Here is a 25052-nt window from a genome sequence, read left to right on the forward strand (position 1 = left end):
ACACGTCAAAGGGGCGGCCCGCACCGGGCCGCCCCTTTGACGTGTGCTCAGCCTCTGCGCGCCGGCGGCAGCGCGGCCGGGACATGATGCATCCCCGCGCCCTGCGGGCCGATGTGCCCGACGCGCTGCCACTGCGGCTGCTGGCCGTTGCTGCCGTGCCGGGCGCTGTGGGCCCCCGCGCTGTAGGCGCTGTACGAGCTGCTGAACGACCCCGGGCGGTGGCCGCCGTAAGAGCCCGTGCCGTGCTGCATGTTCCCGAACGCGACGAACCCCATGTCCTCCTCCCCGCTGCGATCACCCGGCAGCGAGCGGAAGGACTTGACGTACTCGGCGTAGAGCGCGTCGTAGATCGGCGTGGGCGATGAGCCGCCCTGGAGGCGGGGAACGTCGTATGCATGCACGTATGTCCAAACGACCCCGCGCTCGAAGAGATGCGGCCGTGGTGACGGGTCGCCTGCTCGGCGCAGGGAACGTACTACGCCCACAGCTCCCGGTCGGCGGGCGCTCTCAGGTCCCCGCCAGTGGCAGCGCGGCCCCGACCAACTTCCCGTTGGCCGCCGACTTGTCCAGCGCCCCCCGAAGCAGGTCCTCGCGGGGCTGGCGTCCGATGGAACCCACCGGCGCCGCGAACATCAGCACCTGCTGGTGCTTGTTCGCGGCGGCTCGCCACCCGTCGGTCACCTGAAGCGGCTGATGCGCCTGCCACCACGCGACCGGCTGCCCACCGGTCGGCCCCGGCTGCAGCACCGCGTGCAGCTGCCCCATGGCCAGCAGTACGGACCATCCGTGCAGCACCGGCGGCACGTCGGCCAGCTCCGTCAGCGGCATGAACCCCTGCTCGATGAGCAACGGCAGGAAGTCGTCCCCGGCGCCGATCGCCCCGGGCCGCACGATGGGCCCGGTCGGCTCGACCACCAGGGCGGGGTGCAACTCCCCGGCGATCAGCACCAGTCCGCTGGTGACTCCGAGCACGGCCTGCTCCGGCACGATCGACTCCGGCTCCAGGTCGACCCGGTCGCCGGTGATGGACTTCACGGCACCCTGCAACTGCTCCTCGGTCACCTGGACGACCTGGGAGGGCAGACAGGTGGCGTGGGCGAAGGCGAGGACGGCGGTCTCGTCCCCGATGAACAGGACGGTGCTGGTGCGCTCCTGTTCGGAGTCGCCCGGGGTGCGGCAGGAGGTGCAGTCGTAACTGCCCGGGGCGTTCGCTCCGGCGAGCAGCCGGTCGGCCTCTTCGTCGCCGATCTCGGCACGTACCTCGTCGCTGACGTCGAGCATGCGCGGCACGGGTGGCTCCCTCGGGATGTGGTGCGTGGACGGGCCGGGTGGCTCCCGGCCCGTGAACCGGGCGGGTCCCGGGCTCATGAAGAAGACAACGGACGATCTGTGGCGGGAGTCACGCACCAGGGCGAACGGAATCGAACCATCCATCGCGCACCGTCACCCCGGGTGCGGAATCGCGCACTCACGGTCAACTGGAGGGAAATGCAAGGAAGTTGGTTGCGTGGGGTGCGTCACAGATCATCAGGGTGCTTGGTCGACAAATCCGGAAATCAGCGAATGAAGTGGGTGGCTGAAATTCGCCGATACCGGGGGTAACTGTGAACTGGCCTGGAGCGACGAGGAGTTGGTTGATGCCGACTGCCCGCTGTCCATAGATTCCTCGGCCGTGTGCAACGAGCACCGCTCGGGTACGTCCGCCGACCGCACCAACCAGCTTGTAGCACCATCCTCGGGCGGACGGGGCGAGCGCGACTCACACGCCCGGTGGCGTGGGGAGTGGCGTTCCGCCTTGGGGGACCCCGGGTCCTTGGAGAGGGAACTACATGTCCGAATGTGCCGATACCACTCACAACAACGCTCGTAAGGCGCCGAAGGCTCCGAACGGGAGCCGGACTCGTACGACGGCGGTCCTCGCCGGGGCGGCACTGCTCGCCCCGCTCGGACTGCTGGCCGCGACCGGCAACGCCGCAGCGGCGGACAGTGGAGTGTGGGACCGCATCGCCCAGTGCGAGAGCGGCGGCAACTGGCACATCAGCACCGGCAACGGCTACTACGGCGGACTGCAGTTCGCCGCCTCCACCTGGCGCGCCTACGGCGGTACGGCCTACGCGCCCACGGCGGACCAGGCAAGCAGGGACCAGCAGATCGCGGTGGCCACCAAGGTCCAGCGCGCCCAGGGCTGGGGCGCGTGGCCGACCTGTTCGGCCCGGGCCGGTGCGTCCGGCAGCGCACCCGCGGCCTCCGCCGCCGGTTCGGGCGCCCCCGCCGCCAAGGCGGCCCCGTCGACTCCGGCGCCCACGTCGGAGCGTTCGGAGCGTTCGTCGGGACACACGAACCGCGACTCGTCCCGTGGTGACTACACCGTCCGTGAGGGCGACACGCTCAGCGGCATCGCAGACCGGCACGGGACCACCTGGCGACAGCTCCACGAGGCCAACAAGGCCGTCATCGGGGCCGATCCCAACCTCATCGTGCCCGGGCAGCGCCTCGAACTCTGAGCGGCGCTCCCTGCCCACAGTTCGGGGCCCCGCCCGGTCCGCCGACCGGGTGGGGCCCCGGCGTTCGTCGGACGCGCCGCGCGGGATGGCCGCAATGGGCTGCCTAGCGTGCTCATATGAAATGCACACCGCTCACGATCGTCCTGGCCGCCACGCTGTTCACAGCCGTCGCCCCGGGGCCGACGCACGCAGCACAGGCAACACACGCAACGCGTCACATCCATACGGCGCCGCCCCGACCGGCCCCAGGACCGCCTCCCAAACCCGCGGCGCTCGCGTGCGCCAAGGACCAGTGGCCCTGGGGCTGTGTCGCCAAGTGCGAGAGCGGCGGGAATTGGCAGATCAACACCGGCAACGGCCACTACGGGGGGCTGCAGTTCTCGCAGAGCACCTGGGAGGCCTTCGGCGGGTCGAAGTACGCCCCGCGCGCGGATCTCGCCAGTCGCAAGCAGCAGATCACCATCGCCCGGAAGGTGGTGGCAAGTCAGGGGTGGGGAGCCTGGCCGCACTGTTCCAGGCGGTACGGGCTCAAGGGCCGTATGGAATTGCGGCGGCCCAGCGTCACGGACCGGCTGACCTCGAAGACGTCGCAGCTCATCCGGAAGGGGCCGACCCGGTTCGGTGCGCTGCACGGCGCGCCCATTCGCCCGACTCGCCGCTGAACACGACCGCGCCGCGGCGCAGTTCGTAGACGAGTGCCGCCCGGCCGTGCAGGCCGGGCGGCACCCGTTGCTCGGCGACGACCACACAGGCGTCGAGTTCGCTCAGGAGTTCGTACGTACGGGCGGCGACCGTGGCCGACATGCCCTGCGCGGGTTCGTCCACGAGCACGACACGCGCGCGTGCCAACAGGGCGCGGGACAGGGCCAGCATGCGTTGCTCGCCGCCCGAGAGGGTGCCGGCGCGGCGGGCCAGGAGCGGTTCGAGCCGCGGGTAGGCGTCGAGGGCGATGTCGTACGACCGGGCGGCGAGTTCGAGGTTCTCGCGCACGGTGAGGGAGCCGAACACCGCCTGCCGCTCGGGGACCAGGCACAGTCCGCGGCGGGCACGCTCGTACGCGGGCAGCCGGGTCACGTCGGCGCCGTCCCACATCACCGCGCCGCCGGACAGGGGCACGGTCCCCGCGAGGGCGCGCAGCGCTGTCGTACGCCCGGATCCGTTCCGGCCCAGCAGGACGGTGAGGCCGGGGCCGGGGGCGGCGACCGTGATGCCGTGGAGGGCCTCCAGAGGGCCGTAGCGCACGCGTGCGTGGCGCAGGGAGATCGTCGTCATGCGGGGGCCTCCTGGGAGCCTGCCGCGCCGAGCACACGGTCGGGAGGGCCGGAGGCGACGATGCGGCCCGCCGCCATGACGTGCACGGTGTGGGCGAGGTCGGCGACCAGGTCGAGATCGTGCTCGACGACGAGCAGGGCTGTGCCGTCGGCGGCGAGGGCCTTGAGGATGCGGGCCAGTGCGGTGACCTCTGCGGTGTCGAGACCGGCGGCGGGTTCGTCGAGGAGCAGCACGCGCGGGCTGCCCGCGAGGGCCCTGGCCAGTTCGACGCGTCTCAGGGTGCCGGTGGGCAGGTCTGCGGCCGGCAGGGCCCTCACCGGGCCGTCGAGCCCCAGGAGTCTGAGGGCCCGCTCCACGGCCGAGGGGTCTCGGATCCGTCCCTGCTCTGCGCCTACGCGGACGTTCTCGGCCACGGTCAACGAAGGGAAGACGGCCAGTTGCTGGAAGGTGCGGGCGATGCCCAGGCGGGTGCGGGCGTGTGCGGGGAGGTGGGTGATGTCGCGGGTGCCGAACAGGACTTGGCCGTGGGCGGGGCGGTGGGTGCCGGCGAGGCAGTGGAACAGGGTGCTCTTTCCTGCGCCGTTGGGGCCGACGATGGCGGTGACCTGGCCGGGGTCGACGGTGACGGTGATGCCGTCCAGGGCGGTGAAGTTGTCGTAGCGGGCCTGGAGGTGGTGCGTGCTGAGGGCCGGTGTGCGGGTGGGCACACGGCCTTCGGCCGCGTTCGGCCCTTGTGGGGGCAAAGCGCCGTCGGCGGCCTCCTGGCCTGCGACGCCCGACGCGGTCAAGCCCGTCAGGGTCGGCCGAGGTGCAGCTCCTCGCTCCGTCGGCCGCAGTCGCCTCCGTGCCCTCACCCCCACCGCCGTCAGCCTCGCCCCGCGGCGCAGCCGCAGACTCCCCGCCGCCGTCCGCAGTGCCTCGTACGGTCCGCCGGGGAAGCGGCCCACCAGTACCGCCAGGATGCCGATCAGGGCCGCTGCCACGCCGCCACGGGCGCCCGCGTCGAGGCCGACGAGGAGGGCCGCCGCGGCCAGGGCGCCGAGGGTGCTGTCGGCGCCCAGGACGACTACCGCGGCGAACCAGAGGAGGCCGCGGACGGGGTCGTAGGCGGCCGGGTCGAAGGCGCGCAGGCCCATGCCGAGCATTCCGCCGCCCAGGGCTGCCAGGGCGGCGCCCGAGACGAAGGCCAGGAGTTTGAGGGAGGGCACCTGGACGCCTGCCGCCGATGCCCCGGACTCGTGGTCCCGCATCGCCGCGAGGGCCCGGCCCGTGCGGCCCCGGCGCAGCAGCCAGGTCGTCAGCAGGGCGGCTGCCAGGAGGGTCAGTTCCAGGACGTAGTAGGCGCGGTCGCCGTCGAAGCCCGCCGGGCGGCCCAGGGAGAGGCCCGAGATCGCGTACGGCTGGGCGAAGACGAAGCGGCTCACGCCGACGCCGACCGCGAAGGTCGCCAGCGCCAGGGCCAGGCCCCGGCGGTTGATCGCCGGCCAGCCGGTGAGGAGACCGAGCGGGGCCACCAGGACGACTGCCAGCGCGAGGGCCGCGAGCTCCGGCAGCCGGGGGAGGCCGGGGAAGCGGCCCGCCGCCAGCAGGGCCGTGAACAGGGCGCCGAGGCCCGCGTACGCCGCCTGCCCCAGGGAGATCTGGCCGCCGCGGCCGGTGACGACGACCAGGGAGAGCAGCACCACGCCCAGCGCCGGGACCTGCACCGACGTATGCAGGTCCGAGCCCGCGAAGCCCAGGGGGAGCAGGAAGAGGACCAGCGCCACGATCCAGGCGCCCGGAGGGGTCGGCACGCGCGCGGTGGCCGAGCGGGGGAGCGCGTCGCGGGTGCCGACACTTGGGAGGGCCAGGGCCGCGATCAGCAGGGCGACGACGAAGAGGTTCGTGCTGACGGCCTGGAGGAGCGGGGCGCCCCAGCCCGTCGGGTGCAGCCGCGTCAGCTGGCTCTGCGCCACCCCGATGGCCAGCGCCGTCAGCACGGCGACCGGCAGGCTGCGCATCCGCGCGGCCACCGCGACCGCGACCACCTCCATGACCAGCAGCGGCATGCCGTAGGGGTCCAGTCGCACGTACGGGGCCAGCAGCACGCCCGTCAGGCCCGCCGTGAACGAGCCGAACGCCCAGCCCGCCGCCGCCACCCGGTCCGCGTCGATACCGCCGAGGACCGCCAGTTGACGGTCGTCGACCACGGCACGCAGTTCCCGGCCGAAGCGCGTCCAGCGGATCACCGCGCCGACCCCGGCCGCCAGCAGCAGCGCCACCGCCAGCTGGCCCCAGGGCTCCGCCGACATCAGCTCCGGCGCGTCGTCCCGCGCCCCCTGGCCCCACAGCAGTACCGCGCCGCCCACCAGCAGCACGAAGACGCCGATGGAGGCGACCAGGGTCTGCGCCGGGTCGCTCCCCAGGACCGCCAGCGGACGGAAGACGAACCGTTCCAGCGCCATCCCGATGCCGGGCGCGAGCACCAGCAGGGTCACCGTCGCGCCCGCCCACAGCGGCCAGCCCCACTCCACCACGCACTGCCACAGCGCATACGCGCACACCATCGCGATCGCCCCGTGCGCGAAGTTCAGCACGCCGGTCGCCCGGTACGTCACGACCAGGCCGATCCCGCTGAGCGCGGCGGCGCTGCCGACCGCCAGGCCGGCCAGCGTGAGGTCGTACGTCAGGGAGGACACCGGGGCGGACCTCAGTCGTCCGCTTCGGCGGGCTCACAGATCGGGCACGGGCCCAGTTCGCCGCTGCGCACCAGCTTCGCGTCGACCGGTACGGCCTCCACCTTGCCGGCGACCAGCGGGCAGTCGGCGCGGTGCCAGAGGGTGCCGCCCGGCACCATCAGCAGGTCCCCGCTGACCGCCGCGGGCGCCGTGGCCGCCTGGCCGGACTCATCGGCGTCGGCCGGCTCCACGGCCACCAGAAGGCCGTACAGCTCCTCCACGCGCGCGGCGGCGAGCGCGCCCCGGCCGTGCGTCAGCAGCAGCGACCCGGCGATGATCAGCGCTGCGCCGGGGACCGTGCAGGACGCGAGATACGGCAGCTGCCGCTCGGCGAAGCGCTCGCCGGAGACGCCGTACCAGCCGATGACGCACAGCACCGCGCCGGCCGCGAGCGCGGCCCAGCCGGCCCACAGGACGGGGTGCATGGTCCGCAGTCGGGCTGTCCGCATCGCTGGCTCCCACGCGTCGGGTTCGGGGGCACGCACATCGGGATTCGGCGCATGTGCCTGTCCATGTCAGCCAATGGCTTGCACTATGCCTCCTGCAAGCTGACCCTGAAAGCACCGGGCGCACACGGCCCGGATCGACACCCGGCGGTGAGCCAGATGGTTCTCGGGAGCGACCTCAGGCGGAGCAACGCGGACAGGCGGCACGGCCCACGGGCGACAGGACGGGGCACCGCGGTAGCGGCGGCCCTGCTCCTCTTCCTCGCCCCGGCCCTGGCGGCCTGCAGCGACGACGAGGGAGGCGGCGGCAACGAGACGCCGCCGAACCCCAGCGTCGAGCAGACCGGGCCTGCCGAGCAGTCGCCGGCCGCGACGGCGCCCGCCGACCCAGGAGCGGCCGAGACCGAGATCGAGCAGAACTGGCAGAAGTTCTTCGACCCGGCGACGCCCATGGAGGAGAAGCAGACCGTCCTGGAGAACGGCGACCGGATGGCGCCGGTCCTGGAGGCGTTCAGCGGTGACGAGCGCGGCGGGCAGGTCGAGGCGAAGGTCTCCAAGGTCGAGTTCACCTCGCCGACCGGCGCGAACGTGACGTACGACCTGACGCTGAAGGGCGCGACGGCCCTGCCCAACGCCTCAGGCACCGCCGTCGAACAGGACGGCACCTGGAAGGTGTCCGCGAAGACACTGTGCGCGCTGGTCCAGTTGAGCGGCAATGGGTCGCCGATCCCGGGGTGCTGAGGCGGCGATCGCCGTGATGGTGCTGGCTCTGAGTACGGCGTGCGGCAGCCGGCTGCCGGAGAGCGACTTCGAGCACCGCGACCGGGGCGGCCCCACGACACCCGCGGGCGACCGCACCCCGATCCGGGTCGGCATCATCGCCAGTGCCACCAGCCCGGTCGGCGGCAGCGCCTTCACCGGCCCGCGCGACGGCGCCAAGGCGTACTTCGACCGCCTCAACGCACGCGGCGGCATCGACGGCCGCCGCGTCGAGGTGCGCGAGTGCGACGACGGCGGCAGCGGCGTCGGCAACAACGAGTGCGTGCACAAGCTCGTCGACGAGGACAAGGTCGTCGCCCTGGTCGCCACCACCGCCCTGGACTACGCGGGCGCGTCCCGCGTCTCACGCGCACGCGTGCCCGACATCGGCGGCCAGCCCATCGGAACCGCCTATGACACCTACCCGCACCTGTACGGCATCTACGGCAGCCTCGCGCCCCGCAACGGCACCACCGGCTGGGACGGCATGCAGTACGGCGGCACCGAGGTCTACCGCTACTTCAAGCGCGAGCACGGCGCCCGTACGGCCGCCGTCGTCTCGTACAACCAGTCCGCGTCCGCCGCCTACGCCCGGCTCGTCGAGCGGGGGCTGAAGGCCGAGGGCTACAAGGTCGTCACCGAGCAGGTCGACTTCGCGCTGCCCAACTTCCGCGCGGTGGCGGCCGATCTGAAGGAGCAGGGCGCCGACCTCGTCTTCGACGCCATCGACACCCACGGCAACGCCCAGCTGTGCAAGGCGATGGACGACGTCGGCGCCGAGATCACCGCCAAGGTCACGAACGTCCAGAACTGGACGTCCACCGTCGCCGAGGACCACAAGGACTCCCCGCGCTGCCGCAACGCCCTGTGGGCGACCGGATCGTCCCGCAACCACGAGGACACCGGCCAGGCCGCCGTACGGGAGTTCCGGGACGCCACCAAGGGGCTCAAGACGCATTCCCAGTGGCAGCTGGAGGGCTGGGCGGCGGCCATGTGGTTCACGGACGCCGCCCAGTCGTGCGCCGGGCAGGGCGTCACGCGCGCGTGCGTCGACGACTTCATGAACCGCAGCCAGGGATACACCGCCGACGGCCTGCTGATCCCGGTCCGGTTCGAGCGGCTGGCCGAGCCGCCGAAGACCCGCCGGACCTGTCTGTCGGTGGCCCGCTGGAAGGACGGCCGGGGCTGGGTCGCCCAAGGAGACATGAACCACACGTGCTTCGACGTCCCGCAGCTGTCGTACCGGCCGTGACGGGCAACCAAAAGGCGGTGTCGCCGGTCCAACCGACCAAGCCGAGAGCCGAGGGAGGAACCGCAGCGCATGACGCCCGTGTCGCAGGCAGTACCACTGCGCGCCGACTGCATCGCGGATTCGGCGGGCGGGCTGACCTTTGACGTCACCGCGGTCGTGGCCACCGAGGCGGCCCACCTCGTCCTGCGCCACCGCGAGGGCGACGAGGAGGTCAACCTGCCCCTGACACCGGCGACGACGGGCCGACTGCGGGCCGCGCTCCCGAGCAACGTGGCCCTGCCGGAGGGCCACTGGGACGCGTACGCCAGCGTGACGGAGGAGGAGTCGGACCATCGACTGGCGCCGGGGGACATGGACGTGCACCCCTCCGCCTCCCGGGTCCCCTACGAAACCCGGCAAGGCAACCTGAGCGTCGAATCCCGGGTGCCGGCAACGCTGTTAGGGGCACTCCCGAGCCCCTGAGCGAGGCAAAATCGGATCATGTTGGAGACCTCGGCAAGACTCCTGCGGCTGCTCTCCCTGCTCCAGGCCCACCGCGAGTGGTCCGGCGCCGACCTGGCCGACCGCCTCGGCGTCACCCCGCGCACCATCCGCCGGGACGTCGACCGGCTGCGCGAGCTGGGCTACCCGGTCAACGCCAGCCCCGGCACCGGCGGCGGCTACCAGCTCGGTGCCGGCGCCGAGCTGCCACCCCTGCTGCTGGACGACGACGAGGCGGTCGCCGTGGCCGTAGGGCTGCGCGCGGCCGCGGGCCAGGGAATCGAGGGCATCGGCGAGACCTCGGTGCGGGCCCTCGCCAAGCTGGAGCAGGTCCTGCCGAACCGGCTGCGCCGCCGCGTGGGCGCCCTGAACGCCTTCACCGTGCCGATGCTGCGCGGCCCCCAGCCCTCCGCCGTCGACCCGGCCGTACTGACGGAACTCGCCAACCTCTGCCGGGACGCCGAGCGACTGCGCTTCGAGTACCGCGACCACGGCGGCGCCTCCACCCGCCGTACCGTCGAGCCGCACCGCCTGGTGTGTAGCGAGCGGCGCTGGTACCTGGTCGCCTGGGATCTCGACCGCGAGGACTGGCGTACGTTCCGCGTCGACCGCATCACCCCCAGGCCGCCGCACGGCCCGCGCTTCACGCCGCGCACCCCGCCCGCCGACGACCTCGCCGCGTACGTCTCGCAGGGCGTCTCCACGCGCGCGTACGCCTCGCACGCCGTCGTCCGGCTGCTGGTGCCCCTGGAGGAGGCCGCCGCGAGCATCTCGCCCACCACCGGTCAGCTGGAGGCGGACGGTCCCGACAGCTGCCTCCTGCGCACCGGCGCCGGGAGCCTCGACGTGATGGTGATCCACGTGATGCTGCTGGGCTTCGAGTTCGAGGTCGTGGAGCCGGACGAGCTGGTGGAGGCGATCAGGACCGCTCACGGCCGGCTTGCTCGCTCTTTGGCTCGGGCTGCGGAGCCTCCAACGCGTGATCAGGGTGGTGCAGGTCGAACGCCGGGGACTCGGAGCGGATCTTCGGCAGCGCGTTGAAGTTGTGCCGCGGGGGCGGGCAGGAGGTCGCCCACTCCAGGGAGCGGCCGTAGCCCCAAGGGTCGTCGACCTCGACCCTCTTGCCGTACTTCGCGGTCTTCCAGACGTTGTAGAGGAACGGCAGCGTCGACATGCCCAGCAGGAACGCGCCGATCGACGAGACCGTGTTCAGCGCCGTGAAGCCGTCGGCGGCGAGATAGTCGGCGTAGCGGCGCGGCATGCCCTCGGCGCCCAGCCAGTGCTGCACCAGGAACGTGGTGTGAAAGCCGACGAACAGCGTCCAGAAGTGGATCTTGCCCAGCCGCTCGTCGAGCATCTTCCCGGTGAACTTGGGCCACCAGAAGTGGAACCCGGCGAAGATCGCGAAGACGACGGTGCCGAAGACGACGTAGTGGAAGTGGGCGACGACGAAGTACGAGTCGGAGACGTGGAAGTCCATCGGCGGCGACGCCAGGATCACCCCGGTCAGCCCGCCGAACAGGAACGTCACCAGGAAGCCCACCGCCCACAGCATCGGCGTCTCGAAGGACAGCGAGCCCTTGATCATGGTCCCGGTCCAGTTGAAGAACTTCACGCCCGTCGGCACCGCGATCAGGAAGCTCATGAACGAGAAGTAGGGCAGCAGCACCGCACCGGTGACGAACATGTGGTGCGCCCACACCACGATCGACAGACCGGTGATCGCCATCGTCGCCCCGATCAGCGTCAGGTAGCCGAAGATCGGCTTGCGGCTGAAGACCGGGATGATCTCCGTGATGATGCCGAAGAACGGCAGGGCGATGATGTAGACCTCGGGATGCCCGAAGAACCAGAACAGGTGCTGCCACAGCAGCGCCCCGCCGTTGGCCGCCTCGAACACCACCGAGCCGAACCGGCGGTCCGCCTCCAGCACCAGCAGCGCGGCCGCGAGCACCGGGAACGCCATCAGGATCAGGATCGACGTGAACAGCGTGTTCCACACGAAGATCGGCATCCGGAACATCGTCATGCCGGGCGCGCGCATCCCGATGATCGTGGTGATGAAGTTGACCGCGCCGAGAATCGTGCCGAAGCCCGCCAGCGCGAGGCCCATGATCCACAGGTCGGGCCCGATACCGGGTGAGCGTTCCAGGCTGTTGAGCGGCGCGTAGGCGAACCACCCGAAGGAGGCGGGCCCGTCCGGCACGATCAGCGAGCCCATCACGATCAGCCCGCCGAACAGGAACAGCCAGTACGAGAACATGTTCAGCCGCGGGAAGGCCACGTCCGGGGCGCCGATCTGGAGCGGCATCAGCTCGTTGGCGAAGCCCGCGAAGGTCGGGGTCGCGAAGAGCAGCAGCATGATCGTGCCGTGCATGGTGAACAGCTGGTTGAACTGCTCGTTGCTCAGGATCTGCATCCCCGGCCGGGCCAGTTCGGCCCGCATCAGCAGGGCCATGACACCGCCGGCCAGGAAGAACCCGAACGACGTGATCAGGTAGAGGTGCCCGATCTTCTTGTGGTCCGTGGTGGTCAGCCAGTCGACCACCACCCGGCCGCCCGGCTGTTTGCTCCGCATGGGCCGTGCCGTCGCCTCTGCGGTGTGCGTCCCCATCGCTCGCTCGCCCCTTCGCTCGTCGCGCCCCGGGCCCGCTGAAGCCCGCGCCGCACGCGCCGACGCGAGCTCACGCCATGATGCTCGCGTCGTCGGCGCTCCGACAGAGGGCGTACGGGGATTCTGTGGTGGAACCATGTACTTTCTGTGCGGCACAGGCTCTCGCCGGCCCGCGCACCCGCTGCGGCAGCAGCCAATGTCGCTGTGGCGGGAAAAGGAGTCCACGGCAGTTCCCCGGGAACTTTTCCTCCGGGCTATTCGCCATGGCTTCGCGACACGCAGGAATTACGATCAAATGCCTGCGGAAGGCCTACGGAACCGCTCATCCGTGTGACGCGGAGTGCCCGAAACGCGTGTCGTGGTTCTGTGACAAAAGCGTGACCCGAGAGGGACGTGTGACCTGGATGGCAGCTACAAAGGCCCCCGGTCCGCTCTGGCCCGATCCTGCGCGAAGGCCCTAGCGTGGCGGCATGGCACCCATTCCGAAACCCCCTGCCGAACCACAGGACAGCCCGGACACTTATGTCGGCCTCGACGCCGACCGGGCCGAGCGACTGGCCCGTGACCGAGGGTGGTCGACGGTGCGTTCGCTGCCGCCGGGGGCGATCATCACCATGGAGTACCGGAGTGGCCGGATGAACTTCGAGGTGAAGGACGGCCAGGTGGCGCGGGCCTGGAAGGGCTGACGAACGGCGACGGCCCCGGTTCCTGAATCAGGAACCGGGGCCGTCGCCGTGCCGGGGTGGCTGTGTGTACCGAACCCCGCTGTCCGGGGCCGTCAGCCGCCCGTGAGGGGGCGGGCCGGGTGGGCGGGGCCGCGGGTGATGCGCTCCGTGTGCGGCGGGCGGCGGCTGCCGGCCGGGGTGACCGGTGTGCGCTCCCCGCGTGCCGTGTGCGGGCCGGGGGCCAGGTAGGCGGGCGGGTGGACGGTCGTCCGGGGCGAGCGGGCGGGGGCGGCCGCCTCGCGTGCCGGGGCCTCGTCTTCGACGGCCACGGGGTGCGGCTTGAGCAGCACCGGAGCCTCCACCGGGGCGGTCGGCACCGACACCGTGCCGGCCCGGCGCTCGCGCCAGCGGTCGCGCAGGTCGAAGATCCAGGACTCGGACCGGGCGATCAGCGGCTCGAACCACGGCAGGGCGAGCAGGATCAGCAGGCCCGCGGCCCAGCCGAGCAGCACATCGCTCAGCCAGTGCGTACCGAGATACACGGTGGACAGGCCGACGCCCAGTGAGGTCACCGCCGACAGGGCCGACAGCCAGCGGCGCGCTCTCGGGGTCGAGGCCAGATAGGCCAGGATTCCCCAGGTCACCACGGCGTTGGCGGTGTGGCCACTGGGAAATATATCGCCGCCGAGCCACATCTCGTTGGAGCCGACGGTCGTCGCGTAGTGCGGTCCGAGGCGGCCCATGCCGAGCTTGGCGGCACCCACCGTGACGTTCAGCAGCAACAGGGAGACGCCGAGCGCGAGCAGCGGGCGCAGCGTGTGCTGCCGCCAGGAACGCCAGCCCAGCCACGCCGCGACCATCACGGCGGTCGGGCCGCGCTGGCCGAGCACCACGTAGTAGTCGACGAAGGCGTGGATCTCGGCCCACTGCTGGTACGGGCGGAAGAACATGACCTGCCAGTCGAGCCGGACCAGCCACGAGGTGATGAGGATGGCCCACACGATGGCCACGTAGAAGGCCAGGGTCGAGGTGAACAGCACGACCCTGTGCCGCGTCATCCGCGGCACATCGATGTGGGCCGGGCGTTCCGGCTCCCGGTCCAGCCTGGCGAAGACCCGGTCCAGACGGGTCAGCTTTCGTTCGGTACACACCCAATCGACGTTACAGCGAGTGAGCGCAGTTCAACGGCGATTCCACGGCTTTGTGATGACGATGTGATGTGGGATTCCTCTCAGGCGGAGGTTTATTTCCAAGGAATCCGTAATCGACGGACGCTACATCCTTCAATTCCTTTGATCATTCTGGTGGTTCGTTTTTTACTGCTTATGAATTCGTTCACCGAATCATGGCGCGGAATTCCCCAGGAGCTCACCGGTCGGGGGTGGCGGATGTGGCGTACGCCACATGCGTCCGTGTGGAGTCTGAGAGGTCCGCCACTCGGCACCGACGCGGACTCGCGTACTCTGACGAGTCACTCGCCCTTCGTTGCGCGGGCCGGAGACCACCGCTCCTCTCCGGCCGAGTCCACGGGGAGTCCCCACCCCGTGTGCCCCGCCGAGGGCGAGGGAACATCTGGGAGGTACGTACATGTCCGGGACGACCACGGCTGCCGCTGCGCTGCGCCGTCGGGCGGCCGGGGCCGGTGCCAACCGCTGGGTCGTCCTCGTCGTCCTCTGTGTCAGCCTGCTGCTCGTCGCGGTCGACGCGACCGTGCTGCACGTAGCGGTGCCCGCTGTCACCGAGGACCTCCGGCCCGGCGCGATAGAGCTGCTCTGGATCGTCGACATCTATCCGCTGGTCTGCGCCTCGCTGCTGATCCTCTTCGGCACGCTCGGTGACCGGGTGGGCCGCAGACGGGTCCTGCTGCTGGGGTACACCCTCTTCGGCCTCGCCTCCGGCCTCGCGGCCCTCGCGCACGACCCACAGGTACTGATCCTGGCCCGCGCCCTGCTCGGGGTCGGCGGCGCGATGATCATGCCCGCGACCCTTTCGATCCTGCGCCAGGTCTTCCCCGACCGGCGTGAGCGGGCCCTCGCCATCGGCATCTGGAGCGCCGTCGCCGCCGTCGGCGCGGCGGTCGGACCGCTGCTCGGCGGCTTCCTCCTGGAGCACTTCTGGTGGGGCTCGGTCTTCCTCGTCAACATCCCGCTGATGCTGATCAGCCTTCCGGTGGGACGCCTGCTGCTGCCCGAGTCCAAGGGCGACCACAAGGGCCCCTGGGACGTGGTCGGCGCGCTGCTCGCGGCAGCCGGGCTGTTCGGCATGGTGCTCGGCGTCAAGCGGCTCGGCGGCGGAGAACCGGTGGGCAGCCTGTTCACCGTGGTGCCGCTGGTGGTCGGTGTCGTCCTGCTGGTCCTCTTCGTACGACGGCAGCGACGGCGGGCGTATCCGCTGGTCGACCTCGCAATGTTCGCGCGGCCCGCCTTCAGTACGTCGGTCGGGTGCATCGTGCTGGCCATGCTCGCCCTCGTGGGGCTCGAGCTGATCGCGGCGCAGTACCTGCAGCTGGTGCTGGGCCTGTCGCCACTGGAGACAGGGCTACGACTGCTGCCGCTGACGTTCGCGGCCATGGCGGCCGGGCTGGCCGGCGCGCGGATGCTGCGGCGGTTCGGGCCACGGCGCATGGTGTGCGCCGGGTTCTGTGTGACGGCCGTCGCGGTCCTGCTGCTCACGGCGATGGGCGGCGAGGACAACCCGGGCCTGCTGCTGTTCGGCTTCGTGCTGCTGGGCTTCGGGCTGGAGACGACGCTCTTCGGGGCGTACGAGTCGATGCTGAGCGAGGCTCCGCAGGAGCAGGCCGGCGGGGCGGCGGCGATCGGCGAGACGTCGTACCAGCTGGGCGCCGGCATCGGGATCGCGCTGCTCGGCAGCGTGATGAACGCGGCGTACGCCCCCGGACTGACGGCCGTGTCGGGTGTTCCGGCGTCGGCCTCCACTGCCGCTTCGCACTCGCTGGGTGAGGCGTACGAGGTCGCTGCCCAGCTGGGCGGGTCGGCTGGGGTCGCCCTGCGCCATGCCGCGCAGAACGCCTTTGTGCACGGGCTGCATGTGACGTTGCTCGTGAGTGCGGGGCTGTTGCTGCTGGGCGCGGTGATGGCGTTGCGGTTGCCGCGGGTCATGCAGTGCGATGCGCCGACCGTGGAGCTGCCCAAGCCGAGGGAAGTCGCGGAGTCCCGCGTCTCCGCCTGACGAGCCTGCTCCCCTCCGGACCGCTCCACCCGGGAGTCGCACTGGACGTGCACCGCACCGCGTCGTAGCGTCAGCCCCGAGCCGTGACTAGCGGCGCTAGTTTTAGTCGTTGCCGGAGGGTGTCCCATGTCCGCGTCCTCGAAGTTGCCCCCGTTCGACCCTGCCGACCCCCTCGGCATCGACGACCTCCTGGAGCCCGAGGATCTGGCGATTCGCAGCACCGTGCGGCAGTGGGCCGCGGATCGGGTGCTGCCGTACGTCGCCGACTGGTACGAGAAGGGCGAGCTGCCGGAGATTCGTGAGCTCGCCCGGGAGCTCGGGGAGATCGGTGCGCTCGGGATGTCCCTGAGCGGCTACGGGTGCGCCGGGGCCTCCGCCGTGCAGTACGGGCTCGCCTGTCTGGAGCTGGAGGCCGCCGACTCCGGGATCCGGTCCCTGGTCTCCGTGCAGGGGTCCCTCGCCATGTACGCCATCCACCGGTTCGGCAGCGAGGAGCAGAAGCAGCAGTGGCTGCCTCGCATGGCCTCCGGCGAGGTCATCGGATGCTTCGGGCTGACCGAGCCGGACCACGGGTCCGACCCGGCGTCCATGCGGACCTACGCCAAGCGTGACGGGTCCGACTGGGTGCTCACCGGGCGCAAGATGTGGATCACCAACGGGTCCGTCTCCGGTGTCGCCGTCGTGTGGGCGCAGACCGACGAGGGGATCCGCGGGTTCGTCGTGCCGACCGACAGCGCCGGGTTCTCCGCTCCGGAGATCAAGCACAAGTTGTCGCTGCGCGCCTCGGTCACCAGTGAGCTGGTCATGGACGACGTACGGCTGCCCGCCGATGCCGTGCTGCCCGAGGTCGTCGGGCTGAAGGGGCCGCTCAGCTGTCTCTCGCACGCCCGGTACGGGATCGTGTGGGGGGCCATGGGTGCGGCGCGGTCCTGTTTCGAGGCCGCTGTCGACTACTCGAAGTCGCGGGAGCAGTTCGGCCGGCCGATCGGGGGCTTCCAGCTCACCCAGGCCAAGCTCGCCGACATGGCGCTCGAACTGCACAAGGGGATTCTGCTCGCCCATCATCTGGGGCGGCGCATGGACGCCGGCCGCCTGCGTCCCGAACAGGTCAGCTTCGGCAAGCTCAACAACGTCCGCGAGGCCATCGACATCTGCCGTACGTCCCGGACGATCCTCGGTGCCAACGGGATCTCGCTCGAGTACCCCGTGATGCGGCACGCGACCAACCTCGAATCGGTGCTCACCTACGAGGGCACCGTCGAGATGCACCAGCTCGTGCTGGGCAAGGCACTCACCGGGCTCGACGCCTTCCGCTGAACCCCACCAGGGGGCAGGGCCGATGAGCGGCCCTGCCTCAGCTCTGGTTGTAGAAGCCGTCCGAACGGTGAGCCGACGCCTCCCCGCTGATGATCTCCGTGTCGGCCGGAGTCAGCAGGAACACGCGGTTGGACACGCGGTCGATCGAACCGCGCAGACCGAAGATGAGCCCCGCCGCGAAGTCGACGACACGCTTGGCGTCGGCCGGCTCCATGGCCGTGAGGTTCATGATGACCGGGACCCCGTCCCGGAACAGCTCGCCGATGGCGCGGGCGTCCCGGAAGCTGTCCGGGGTGACCGTGCCGATCCGGCGGCCCTTCTCCTCGGCGACGTCCGTGGCCACCTTGACCCTCGGGTCGGTGACCCAGGCATCCCCGGGCTCGGTCCCTTCGGAGTAGTCGTCGTCGTAGTAACGCTCGTCATCGTTGTCGTCAACGAGGCCCAGCCAGGCACTCGCCTTGCGCACCGATCCCATGGACGCCTCCTCTCACAGCGGTCTTCTTACATTCCGCATCCCTATGGTCATCCATGATGCGGACGTCGCGCCAAGTGGATAGACGCCGCGCGGGGGGTTTGTGACGGTACTGGTGCACAGCGAATACGTCGAGAGCCCGTGTCCCCCAAGGGGCATGCCACGTACGGCTGCTGACTGTGAGTGAAATATGATTCTTCACGGCGTATGGGTGACGCGGGTGCGTACGGGTGAACGAATCGGCCATGGCGATCTGTGCCACGGTCGGTACGATGCGGCAGCTCAGCGTCGTTGCAGCGTCGTAAGAACCACGGGGGAGCGTCGTGTTCGGAATCGTCAGGCCCTGTCGTCATCGGCTCGGAGACCAGCTCACCGGTCAATGGATGGCGCATTTGTGCGGGTTGTGCCTCTCGTTGCGTGGGGACCACGGTCAGTTCGCGCGGATCGTGACGAACTACGACGGGCTCCTTATCTCCGTTCTGACGGAGGCTCAAGCCGAAATGGACAGCGGAATGCGGCGTACGGCCGGACCGTGCCCGCTGCGTGGCATGCGCACCGCGTCCGTGGCACAGGGTGAGGGTGCCCGGCTCGCCGCCGCCGTCTCCCTGGTGCTCGCCTCGGCCAAGGTGCGTGACCATGTGGCCGACGGGGACGGGCTGCTGGCCCGCAGGCCGCTGGCGCTCGCCGCTCGCCGGGTGGCCACCGGGTGGGGTGCGGCGGGCGCGCGCAGCGGCTCGGCCGTCGGGTTCGACACCGCCGTACTGGTCGACGCCGTGGACCGGCAGGTCGGCATCGAGGCGCTCGCCGGGCCCGGGACGCCGATCCTCGCGGTCACCGAACCGACCGAGACGGCGACCGCCGCCGCCTTCGCCCACACCGCGATCCTGGCCGGACGGCCCGGCAACGCCGAACCGCTCGCCGAGGCCGGACGCCTCTTCGGACGGCTCGCGCACCTCCTGGACGCCGTGGAGGACCAGGCGGCCGACGCCGCGGCCGGTGCGTGGAACCCGCTGACGGCCACGGGGACCTCGCTCGCCGAGGCCCGGCGGCTCGCCGACGACGCCGTGCACGGGGTGCGGCTGGCGCTGCGCGAGGCCGAGTTCTCCGACGCCAAGCTCGTGCACCTGCTGCTCGTGCACGAGCTGCGGCGCTCGGTGGACCGGGCGTTCGGCACGGTGCCGACCTGCGCGTCCCATCAACCCGGGCCGTACGGTCAGCCGCATCAGCATGGCCATGGCCATGGCCATGGCCATGGGCAGGGACAGGGGTACGGGCAGGGGCCCGGGCCGTACGGGGCGCCGCAGAATCCGTACGGCGGCCAGAACCCGTACACGGGCGGGAATCCGTACGGCGGCGGCGGGGGAGTGCCCGGCGGTGGTGGCGGTGGCGGTGACTTCGGCGGGTTCGGGGGCGGGCCGGCGCCTCAGCCCCGTGGGCGGCGTGGGTTCTGGGCCGGCTGCGGGATGTTCTGGCTGCTGTGCTGCACCTGCAAGCTGTGCTGTGCGAAGGAGTACGAGGGCCCGTGGTCCCGTAAGAAGCGCGAGGGCTGCTGCCGTGACTGCGACTGTGACTGCGGCGACTGCTGCCCCTGCGACGGCTGCTAGGCCCTCGGGCCTGTTGCGGCCCAAGGGCTCCTGGAGTCCGATATCGGAAATTTCGGCCCGGTATGGAAGGGTTGACGTCATGACCCCGGACTCGGTCGACGCCTGGCAGCAGTGGCACGAGCGGCGCGCCGCGTCGGTTTCGGCGCCCTACGGGCCGCTCGCGCTGACCGGGACGCACTGGCTGGAGGGCTATCCGGAGAGGCGACTTCCGGACATCCCCGGGGCGTGGGCCGCCGACGGTGACGAGGTCGTCCTCACGGCGGCCGAGGCGGACGGGCTGACCTTGGACGGGCGGCCTTTCGATGGTGCGGTCGGGCTGGTGGCCGATTCGGGGCCCGCGAGCGGGGCGCGCGTGGCGTACGGGGAGCGCAGGCTGGTCGTGTTGAGGCGCGACGGGGCGTGGGGCGTACGCGACTTCGACCCCGCTTCCGAAGCGCGCCGGGCGTTCCGGGGCATCGAGGCCACGCCGTACGATCCGCGCTGGTCGGCGCAGGGGCACTTCACGCCGTACGGCGAGGACCGGACCGTGCGGGTCGACAACGTCGACGGGCGCAGGCGCGGGCTCGGACTCGGCGGGGAGCTGGCGTTCGCCCTGGACGGGCAGGAGCGCACGCTTCAGGTCACCGTCGAGGGCGACGGTTCGCTGTGGGCCGTCTTCGCCGACGCGACCAGCGGCGACAGCAGTTACCGCTTCCGGTTCCTGCGGCCCGCCGCGCCCGACGCCGACGGCCGGACGACGGTCGACTTCAACCGCGCCCTGCTGCCGCCGTGCGCCTTCGTCGACCACTTCGTGTGCCCCTTCCCGCCACCGGGGAACACCCTCGCAGTCGCGATCCCGGCGGGGGAGCGCACCCTGCGCTGAGGTGCCGAGAGGTGGGCTGACCGGGACAGGGACGGTCAACTCGCACAGATCGTTCAAAGATTGACGGCCGAAAGGCGCTCTTGCGGCTACCCACCGTTCGGCCGAATACTCCCCCTCAGCGCTTGTCAGGGGCACGGCATGTTCGGAATCCGGACATCCTGGCCTTTTGACTGCGCCTCACGGGCCCCGACCCCACGCGGGCCCCCGACTTCCCTTGGAGGGAACGAAACGTGAGGATCAAGCGCACCACCCCCCGCAGTGGCATTACGAGACGGACCCGGCTGATCGCCGTATCCACCGGCCTCGTGGCCGCAGCCGCGATCGCGATCCCCAACGCGACCGCCGCGGAGACCCCCGACACCTTCAGCGCCGCCCAGCTCAAGAGCGCCGGCGGCTCCGTGCTGAAGGCCGACATCCCGGGCACCGCCTGGGCCGTCGACAGCAAGACCAACCGCGTCACGGTGACCGTGGACTCCACGGTCTCCCAGGCGGAGATAGCGAAGATCAAGGAGCAGGCCGGCACCAACGCCGACGCGCTCACGATCAAGCGCACCGCCGGCAAGTTCAGCAAGTTCATCCAGGGCGGCGACGCCATCTATGCGAGTAGCTGGCGCTGCTCGCTCGGCTTCAACGTCCAGGACAGCAGCGGCAACCAGTACTTCCTGACCGCCGGCCACTGCACCGACGGTGCGGGCACCTGGTACTCCAACTCCGGCCGCACCACGGTCATCGGCTCGACCGCCGGCTCAAGCTTCCCGGGCAACGACTACGGCATCGTGCGGTACTCCGGGTCCGTCAGCCGGCCCGGCACCGCGAACGGCGTGGACATCACCCGCGCGGCCACGCCCAGCGTGGGCACCACCGTCATCCGTGACGGCTCCACCACCGGTACGCACAGCGGCCGGGTCACCGCCCTGAACGCGACCGTCAACTACGGCGGCGGCGACATCGTCTCCGGTCTGATCCAGACCACCGTCTGCGCCGAGCCCGGCGACTCCGGCGGTTCGCTCTACGGCAGCAACGGCACCGCGTACGGTCTGACCTCCGGCGGCAGCGGCAACTGCAGCTCCGGCGGCACGACCTTCTTCCAGCCGGTGACCGAGGCCCTCAGCGCGTACGGCGTCAGCGTCTACTGACACCTCGGTTCGGCCTGAGCAGCAGCCAGCAGCATGTGAGCCCCCGCACGCAACTGCCGTGCGGGGGCTCGCCCTTGTTCGCGTGCCGGGGTTACCGTCGATGTGCAGGCAGTACTCCCCTGTAGTGCGCCCACGTCGGACCCTGGGGGTCGGTGATGGTCGAGGAGCTGGTGGCGGCGGGAGTGACGCTCGCGTCCGCCGGTGTGGTCTATGTGGCGGCGGCCGCGCGGGTCGTCAAGCAGTACGAACGGGGCGTGGTCTTCCGCCTCGGGAAGCTCAGGCCCCAAGTGCGTGGGCCCGGCTTCACGTTGATCGTTCCGGGCGTCGACAAGCTGCGCAAGGTGAACATGCAGATCGTGACGATGCCCGTGCCCGCGCAGGAGGGCATCACGCGGGACAACGTGACCGTGCGGGTCGACGCCGTCGTCTACTTCAAGGTGACCGCGCCGGCCGAGGCGGTCGTACGGGTGGAGGACTACCGGTTCGCGGTCTCGCAGATGGCGCAGACGTCGCTGCGGTCGATCATCGGCAAGAGCGAGCTGGACGATCTGCTGTCCAACCGCGAAAAGCTCAACCAGGGGCTGGAGTTGATGATCGACAGCCCGGCGGTGGAGTGGGGCGTGACGATCGACCGGGTGGACATCAAGGATGTGTCGCTGCCCGAGACCATGAAGCGGTCGATGGCCCGGCAGGCGGAGGCCGACCGGGAGCGGCGGGCGCGGGTGATCAACGCCGACGCGGAGCTCCAGGCCTCCAAGAAGCTGGCGGAGGCGGCACATCAGATGGCCGATGCGCCTGCGGCCCTTCAGCTTCGGTTGCTGCAGACGGTGATGGCGGTGGCAGCCGAGAAGAACTCCACGCTGGTTCTTCCGATTCCGGTGGAGTTGTTGCGGTTTCTGGAGAAGGGGACGCAGGTGTCTGGGGAGGCCGCCGGTGCGCAGCGGGCGCCGTCCGTCGGGCCGCGGGCCGTGCAGGAGGAACTTCCGCCTCTCGAACCACGCTTGGACTCGGACCCCGAAAGGTCGATTTCGAGACAGGAGTAGACCTTACGCGCTGCGTATGGTTCCCTCGCTTGCAGTGTTTGCTGTGCGAATAGGCCCCGCGTGACTGTGCACGGTCAAGGTGGCGGGGGCGTGCAACCGTGTTCTACGCGCGTCCTGAAGTCGACCTTGTGCGCTCCCTGTGGGCCTAGGAATAGTGAGCGTTGTTCAACCGGCACGGGCGTGGCTTTTGTTGTGAGTCGCCTCCGTAGCCGTACGCCTTCCGGTTCGTGAGGTCCCCACAACCTCTCGGGCCGACCCCCCACAGGAGGACGTAAGTTGAAGCACCGACGCATACCCAAGCGGCGTGCAGCCGTGGCAGGTGCGGGCATCGCCGCACTGGTTGCCGCGGGAGTGACCTTGCAGAGTGCGAACGCGAGTGAGTCGCCTGACGCGTCCGCGCCGAAGACCCTTTCGGTCGGCGCGGCCGGAAAGCTCGCATCGACGCTCGCCAAGGACCTCGGCGCCGACGCCGCCGGTACCTACTACGATGCGCAGACCAAGAGCCTTGTCGTGAACGTCCTCGACGAGGTCGCCGCCGACGCCGTCGAGGCCGCCGGTGCCAAGGCCAGAGTCGTCGAGAACTCGCTCGCCGAGCTGAAGAGCGCCCGTACGACGCTCAAGCAGGACGCGACCATTCCCGGCACCGCCTGGGTGACGGACCCGGCCACCAACAAGGTCGTCGTCACCGCCGACCGCACGGTCTCCAAGGCCGAGTGGACCAAGCTCGGCAAGGTCGTCGACGGGCTGGGTGCCACGGTCGAACTCAAGCGGTCGAAGGGGGAGTTCAAGCCCTTCATCGCCGGTGGTGACGCCATCACCGGTGGCAGTGGCCGTTGCTCGCTCGGCTTCAACGTCGTCAAGGGCGGCGAGCCGTTCTTCCTGACCGCCGGGCACTGCACCGAGGGCATCACGGACTGGTCGGACGCGGACGGCAACGCGATCGGCAGCAACGAGACGTCCAGCTTCCCGGACAACGACTACGGTCTGGTGAAGTACACCGCCGAGGTCGACCACCCGAGCGAGGTCAACCTCTACAACGGCTCCACGCAGGCCATCAGTGGTGCCGCCGAGGCCACCGTCGGCATGGAGGTCACCCGCAGCGGGTCGACCACCCAGGTGCACGACGGCAAGGTCACCGGGCTGGACGCCACCGTGAACTACGGCAACGGTGACATCGTCAACGGGCTGATCCAGACCGACGTCTGCGCCGAGCCCGGTGACAGTGGCGGCTCGCTGTTCTCCGGCGACAAGGCGATCGGGCTCACCTCCGGAGGCAGTGGTGACTGCACCTCCGGTGGGGAGACGTTCTTCCAGCCGGTGACTGAGGCGCTGTCGGCCACGGGTACTGAGATCGGCTGACGGTTCGTCGCTTTTGTGGAGTCCCGTCCCTCTTGTGGGGGCGGGACTCTTCGTCGTGTGGTGCGTGCGGGGTGGTTGGGCGCCGGGTGCCTGCGGCGGCCTGTGCGGGTTCGGTGGGGGTTCGCGTGGCGCCTGCGGGTTCGTTGTGGGGCGGGGCCGTGCCGGGGGGTGTCCGTCCTCGGTCGGGCGGTGGACCTACCTCTAGAGGTGCTGTTTCTTGACGCCCGCCGCTGCGGGCGGACACCCCCCGGCACGTCCCCTTGCCGCCGTACGCGGGTGCGGTGCGTTCGCCCCTGTGTTTCTACGGCCTTCTGGTGCCGGCTGTTCGTAGTTTCGCCGCCAAGAGCGTGATCGCCGCTCCTGCTGCTGCCCATGCCGAGAGGACCAGCAGGGAAGCGGTGGTGTCGTTGCCCTTGAAATAGGCGATCGAGCGGGTGGCCCACGTGCCTGCGCCGGGGGGCAGGGCCGGGCCGATGTCTTTCCAGAACGGTGGGAGCAGTGGGAGGGGGAGGGCGCCGCCTGCGCTCGGGTTGCCCAGGATCACCACGATCAGGATGACCAGGCCGATGCCGGCCATGCCGAAGATGGCCTGGAAGGCGAGGGTGGTCGCGCCCACCGCGAAGGTGATCAGGGCGCCCACGCCCCAGAGGGCGGCGAGGCTGCCCGGCAGTGCGCCCAGGATGGGGCCGATGATCAGGGCGCCGCCCAGGCCGGCGGCGATCGCCACGAGGGCCATGACGATGAGGCGGATCACCGAGCGTCTCGGGGTGGGGCGGCCGGCGCCCGAGCTGATCGTCATGATCGACGCGCAGAGGTAGCCGCCCACGCACCAGCCCACGGTCGCGTAGAAGGACGTGAGCCCGTTGGCGTCGTGCCGGTCGGCCGGGGCCACGTCGATGGTGCGCAGGGTGCGTGCCTCGGATCTCTCCAGGGTGGCGACCAGGGACTCCAGGGTGGCGGCCAGCACCCTTCCGCCTCCGGTGGCGACCAGGAGGGTGTCGGTGGTGCTGTTCGGGTCGACCAGCAGGGCGCCGTCGATTTCGCGGTTCAGGATCTGCTTCCTGGCCGTCGCCGCATCGGCCACCGTGCGCGGGTCCAGGGGGTCGTCGGGCAGGTTCTCCAGCCGGTCCACCGTCTGTTGGGCGGCGACCCCGGGTGCCACGACTCCCAGTGGGACGTTCTTGGGTTTCGGGTCGTGCAGCGCCCCCACGTAGGAGGCGATGAAGAGCAGAGCGAGACCGACGGCGCCGGTCACGAGCATCGTGGCCCGCGGGGTGACGGCGTCCTTCACTTCGGCGAGGAAGGGGCTGCGGGGAGTGTCGGCGCCCGGGGTCTGCGTCATGCCCCCACGGTCCTGGTGG

At 70.7% G+C, this 25052-nt stretch carries 22 protein-coding genes and 1 pseudogene; 14 read left to right on the forward strand and 9 right to left on the reverse strand.

The genetic code is table 11. The features are described from left to right. Positions 1-47: 47 nt before the first annotated feature. Complete coding sequence (locus tag OG331_RS37945) at positions 48-401, reverse strand: hypothetical protein (protein WP_406205104.1); 354 nt, start codon at positions 399-401, stop codon at positions 48-50. Positions 402-507: 106 nt separating this feature from the next. Beyond that, a complete protein-coding gene (locus OG331_RS37950) occupies positions 508-1290 on the reverse strand; it encodes a hypothetical protein (protein WP_406205106.1) in 783 nt (260 codons plus the stop codon). 539 nt (positions 1291-1829) lie between these two features. On the opposite strand from OG331_RS37950, the gene OG331_RS37955 reads away from it, so the two are divergent. Both OG331_RS37955 and OG331_RS37960 read left to right on the forward strand, forming a co-directional pair. Beyond that, positions 1830-2504 carry a transglycosylase family protein gene (locus OG331_RS37955; RefSeq protein ID WP_406205109.1) on the forward strand — a complete coding sequence of 225 codons (675 nt, stop codon included), beginning with the start codon at positions 1830-1832 and terminating at the stop codon, positions 2502-2504. Positions 2505-2620: 116 nt separating this feature from the next. Continuing rightward, positions 2621-3166, forward strand: a complete 546-nt coding sequence (locus OG331_RS37960) for a transglycosylase family protein (RefSeq protein WP_406205112.1) — start codon at positions 2621-2623, stop codon at positions 3164-3166. Here OG331_RS37960 and OG331_RS37965 read toward each other — a convergent pair. From OG331_RS37965 to OG331_RS37975, 3 genes are read right to left on the reverse strand one after another with little or no spacing between them, the layout of a single operon-like run. Then, positions 3099-3776, reverse strand: a complete 678-nt coding sequence (locus OG331_RS37965; RefSeq protein ID WP_406205115.1) for an ABC transporter ATP-binding protein — start codon at positions 3774-3776, stop codon at positions 3099-3101. The two genes, OG331_RS37960 and OG331_RS37965, sit on opposite strands and share 68 nt — an antisense overlap. After that, positions 3773-6454 (reverse strand): ABC transporter permease subunit, encoded by a 2682-nt coding sequence (locus OG331_RS37970; protein ID WP_406205117.1) that lies wholly within the window; start codon positions 6452-6454, stop codon positions 3773-3775. Before OG331_RS37970 ends, OG331_RS37965 begins: the two co-directional genes overlap by 4 nt. Positions 6455-6465: 11 nt before the next feature. Continuing rightward, on the reverse strand, positions 6466-6942 hold the full coding sequence (locus OG331_RS37975; protein WP_406205119.1) for a hypothetical protein: 477 nt from the start codon (positions 6940-6942) through the stop codon (positions 6466-6468). Between the two features lie 156 nt (positions 6943-7098). Between OG331_RS37975 and OG331_RS37980 the strand changes: the two genes are divergently transcribed. The 4 genes from OG331_RS37980 to OG331_RS37995 all read left to right on the forward strand — a co-directional run bounded on the left by OG331_RS37980 (position 7099) and on the right by OG331_RS37995 (position 10471). Beyond that, the gene (locus tag OG331_RS37980) at positions 7099-7680 is read left to right on the forward strand and encodes a hypothetical protein (protein ID WP_406205122.1); all 582 of its coding nucleotides are present in this window, start codon (positions 7099-7101) and stop codon (positions 7678-7680) included. Then, a complete protein-coding gene (locus OG331_RS37985; protein WP_406205125.1) occupies positions 7655-8950 on the forward strand; it encodes an ABC transporter substrate-binding protein in 1296 nt (431 codons plus the stop codon). Before OG331_RS37980 ends, OG331_RS37985 begins: the two co-directional genes overlap by 26 nt. 69 nt (positions 8951-9019) lie before the next feature. Next, entirely contained in the window at positions 9020-9412 is a 393-nt protein-coding gene (locus OG331_RS37990) for a hypothetical protein (protein ID WP_406205128.1), read from the forward strand. Between the two features lie 18 nt (positions 9413-9430). Next, positions 9431-10471, forward strand: a complete 1041-nt coding sequence (locus OG331_RS37995; RefSeq protein WP_406205131.1) for a helix-turn-helix transcriptional regulator — start codon at positions 9431-9433, stop codon at positions 10469-10471. A 40-nt stretch (positions 10472-10511) separates the two neighbouring features. On the opposite strand, the pseudogene ctaD reads toward OG331_RS37995, so the two are convergent. After that, positions 10512-12182, reverse strand: a pseudogene (ctaD, locus tag OG331_RS38000) (cytochrome c oxidase subunit I); the annotation flags it as partial. 332 nt (positions 12183-12514) lie between these two features. Here ctaD and OG331_RS38005 point away from each other — a divergent pair. Continuing rightward, positions 12515-12730, forward strand: coding sequence for an I78 family peptidase inhibitor (locus tag OG331_RS38005; protein ID WP_362380911.1), 216 nt, complete (start codon positions 12515-12517; stop codon positions 12728-12730). A gap of 92 nt (positions 12731-12822) precedes the next feature. On the opposite strand, the gene OG331_RS38010 is transcribed toward OG331_RS38005, so the two are convergent. Next, positions 12823-13860, reverse strand: a complete 1038-nt coding sequence (locus tag OG331_RS38010; RefSeq protein ID WP_406205134.1) for a phosphatase PAP2 family protein — start codon at positions 13858-13860, stop codon at positions 12823-12825. 436 nt (positions 13861-14296) lie between these two features. On the opposite strand from OG331_RS38010, the gene OG331_RS38015 reads away from it, so the two are divergent. Both OG331_RS38015 and OG331_RS38020 read left to right on the forward strand, forming a co-directional pair. Next, positions 14297-15898: an MFS transporter gene (locus OG331_RS38015; RefSeq protein ID WP_406205137.1), complete on the forward strand. Its 1602-nt coding sequence runs from the start codon at positions 14297-14299 to the stop codon at positions 15896-15898. Between the two features lie 126 nt (positions 15899-16024). Further along, the gene (locus OG331_RS38020) at positions 16025-17215 is read left to right on the forward strand and encodes an acyl-CoA dehydrogenase family protein (protein WP_406205140.1); all 1191 of its coding nucleotides are present in this window, start codon (positions 16025-16027) and stop codon (positions 17213-17215) included. Positions 17216-17252: 37 nt separating this feature from the next. Here the strand turns inward: OG331_RS38020 and OG331_RS38025 are convergent, their stop codons facing one another. Further along, positions 17253-17690, reverse strand: coding sequence for a cell division protein SepF (locus OG331_RS38025; RefSeq protein WP_328882623.1), 438 nt, complete (start codon positions 17688-17690; stop codon positions 17253-17255). A 320-nt stretch (positions 17691-18010) separates the two neighbouring features. On the opposite strand from OG331_RS38025, the gene OG331_RS38030 reads away from it, so the two are divergent. From OG331_RS38030 to OG331_RS38050, 5 genes are all read left to right on the forward strand, one after another. Next, a complete protein-coding gene (locus OG331_RS38030) occupies positions 18011-19291 on the forward strand; it encodes a DUF5685 family protein (RefSeq protein ID WP_406205144.1) in 1281 nt (426 codons plus the stop codon). Between the two features lie 79 nt (positions 19292-19370). Further along, positions 19371-20153, forward strand: coding sequence for a DUF1684 domain-containing protein (locus OG331_RS38035; protein ID WP_406205146.1), 783 nt, complete (start codon positions 19371-19373; stop codon positions 20151-20153). 230 nt (positions 20154-20383) lie between these two features. Then, entirely contained in the window at positions 20384-21289 is a 906-nt protein-coding gene (locus OG331_RS38040; RefSeq protein ID WP_406205149.1) for a S1 family peptidase, read from the forward strand. Between the two features lie 155 nt (positions 21290-21444). After that, on the forward strand, positions 21445-22332 hold the full coding sequence (locus tag OG331_RS38045) for a slipin family protein (protein ID WP_406210567.1): 888 nt from the start codon (positions 21445-21447) through the stop codon (positions 22330-22332). Positions 22333-22608: 276 nt separating this feature from the next. Beyond that, a complete protein-coding gene (locus OG331_RS38050; protein WP_406205151.1) occupies positions 22609-23691 on the forward strand; it encodes a S1 family peptidase in 1083 nt (360 codons plus the stop codon). A gap of 301 nt (positions 23692-23992) precedes the next feature. Here OG331_RS38050 and OG331_RS38055 read toward each other — a convergent pair whose 3' ends face one another. Further along, on the reverse strand, positions 23993-25033 hold the full coding sequence (locus OG331_RS38055; protein ID WP_406205154.1) for an ABC transporter permease: 1041 nt from the start codon (positions 25031-25033) through the stop codon (positions 23993-23995). Between the last annotated feature and the right edge of the window lie 19 nt (positions 25034-25052).

This window comes from Streptomyces sp. NBC_01017 (assembly GCF_045162795.1).
In the GTDB taxonomy this organism is placed as follows: domain Bacteria; phylum Actinomycetota; class Actinomycetes; order Streptomycetales; family Streptomycetaceae; genus Streptomyces; species Streptomyces machairae.

Bases quoted from the DNA above. Each gene is read 5' to 3' on its own strand.
- OG331_RS37955 (WP_406205109.1), top strand. From the start codon at position 1,830: ATGTCCGAATGTGCCGATACCACTCACAACAACGCTCGTAAGGCGCCG.
- OG331_RS37960 (WP_406205112.1), top strand. From the start codon at position 2,621: ATGAAATGCACACCGCTCACGATCGTCCTGGCCGCCACGCTGTTCACA.
- OG331_RS37965 (WP_406205115.1), bottom strand. From the start codon at position 3,776: ATGACGACGATCTCCCTGCGCCACGCACGCGTGCGCTACGGCCCTCTG.
- OG331_RS37975 (WP_406205119.1), bottom strand. From the start codon at position 6,942: ATGCGGACAGCCCGACTGCGGACCATGCACCCCGTCCTGTGGGCCGGC.
- OG331_RS37980 (WP_406205122.1), top strand. From the start codon at position 7,099: ATGGTTCTCGGGAGCGACCTCAGGCGGAGCAACGCGGACAGGCGGCAC.
- OG331_RS37985 (WP_406205125.1), top strand. From the start codon at position 7,655: ATGGGTCGCCGATCCCGGGGTGCTGAGGCGGCGATCGCCGTGATGGTG.
- OG331_RS37990 (WP_406205128.1), top strand. From the start codon at position 9,020: ATGACGCCCGTGTCGCAGGCAGTACCACTGCGCGCCGACTGCATCGCG.
- OG331_RS37995 (WP_406205131.1), top strand. From the start codon at position 9,431: ATGTTGGAGACCTCGGCAAGACTCCTGCGGCTGCTCTCCCTGCTCCAG.
- OG331_RS38005 (WP_362380911.1), top strand. From the start codon at position 12,515: ATGGCACCCATTCCGAAACCCCCTGCCGAACCACAGGACAGCCCGGAC.
- OG331_RS38015 (WP_406205137.1), top strand. From the start codon at position 14,297: ATGTCCGGGACGACCACGGCTGCCGCTGCGCTGCGCCGTCGGGCGGCC.
- OG331_RS38020 (WP_406205140.1), top strand. From the start codon at position 16,025: ATGTCCGCGTCCTCGAAGTTGCCCCCGTTCGACCCTGCCGACCCCCTC.
- OG331_RS38025 (WP_328882623.1), bottom strand. From the start codon at position 17,690: ATGGGATCGGTGCGCAAGGCGAGTGCCTGGCTGGGCCTCGTTGACGAC.
- OG331_RS38035 (WP_406205146.1), top strand. From the start codon at position 19,371: ATGACCCCGGACTCGGTCGACGCCTGGCAGCAGTGGCACGAGCGGCGC.
- OG331_RS38045 (WP_406210567.1), top strand. From the start codon at position 21,445: ATGGTCGAGGAGCTGGTGGCGGCGGGAGTGACGCTCGCGTCCGCCGGT.
- OG331_RS38055 (WP_406205154.1), bottom strand. From the start codon at position 25,033: ATGACGCAGACCCCGGGCGCCGACACTCCCCGCAGCCCCTTCCTCGCC.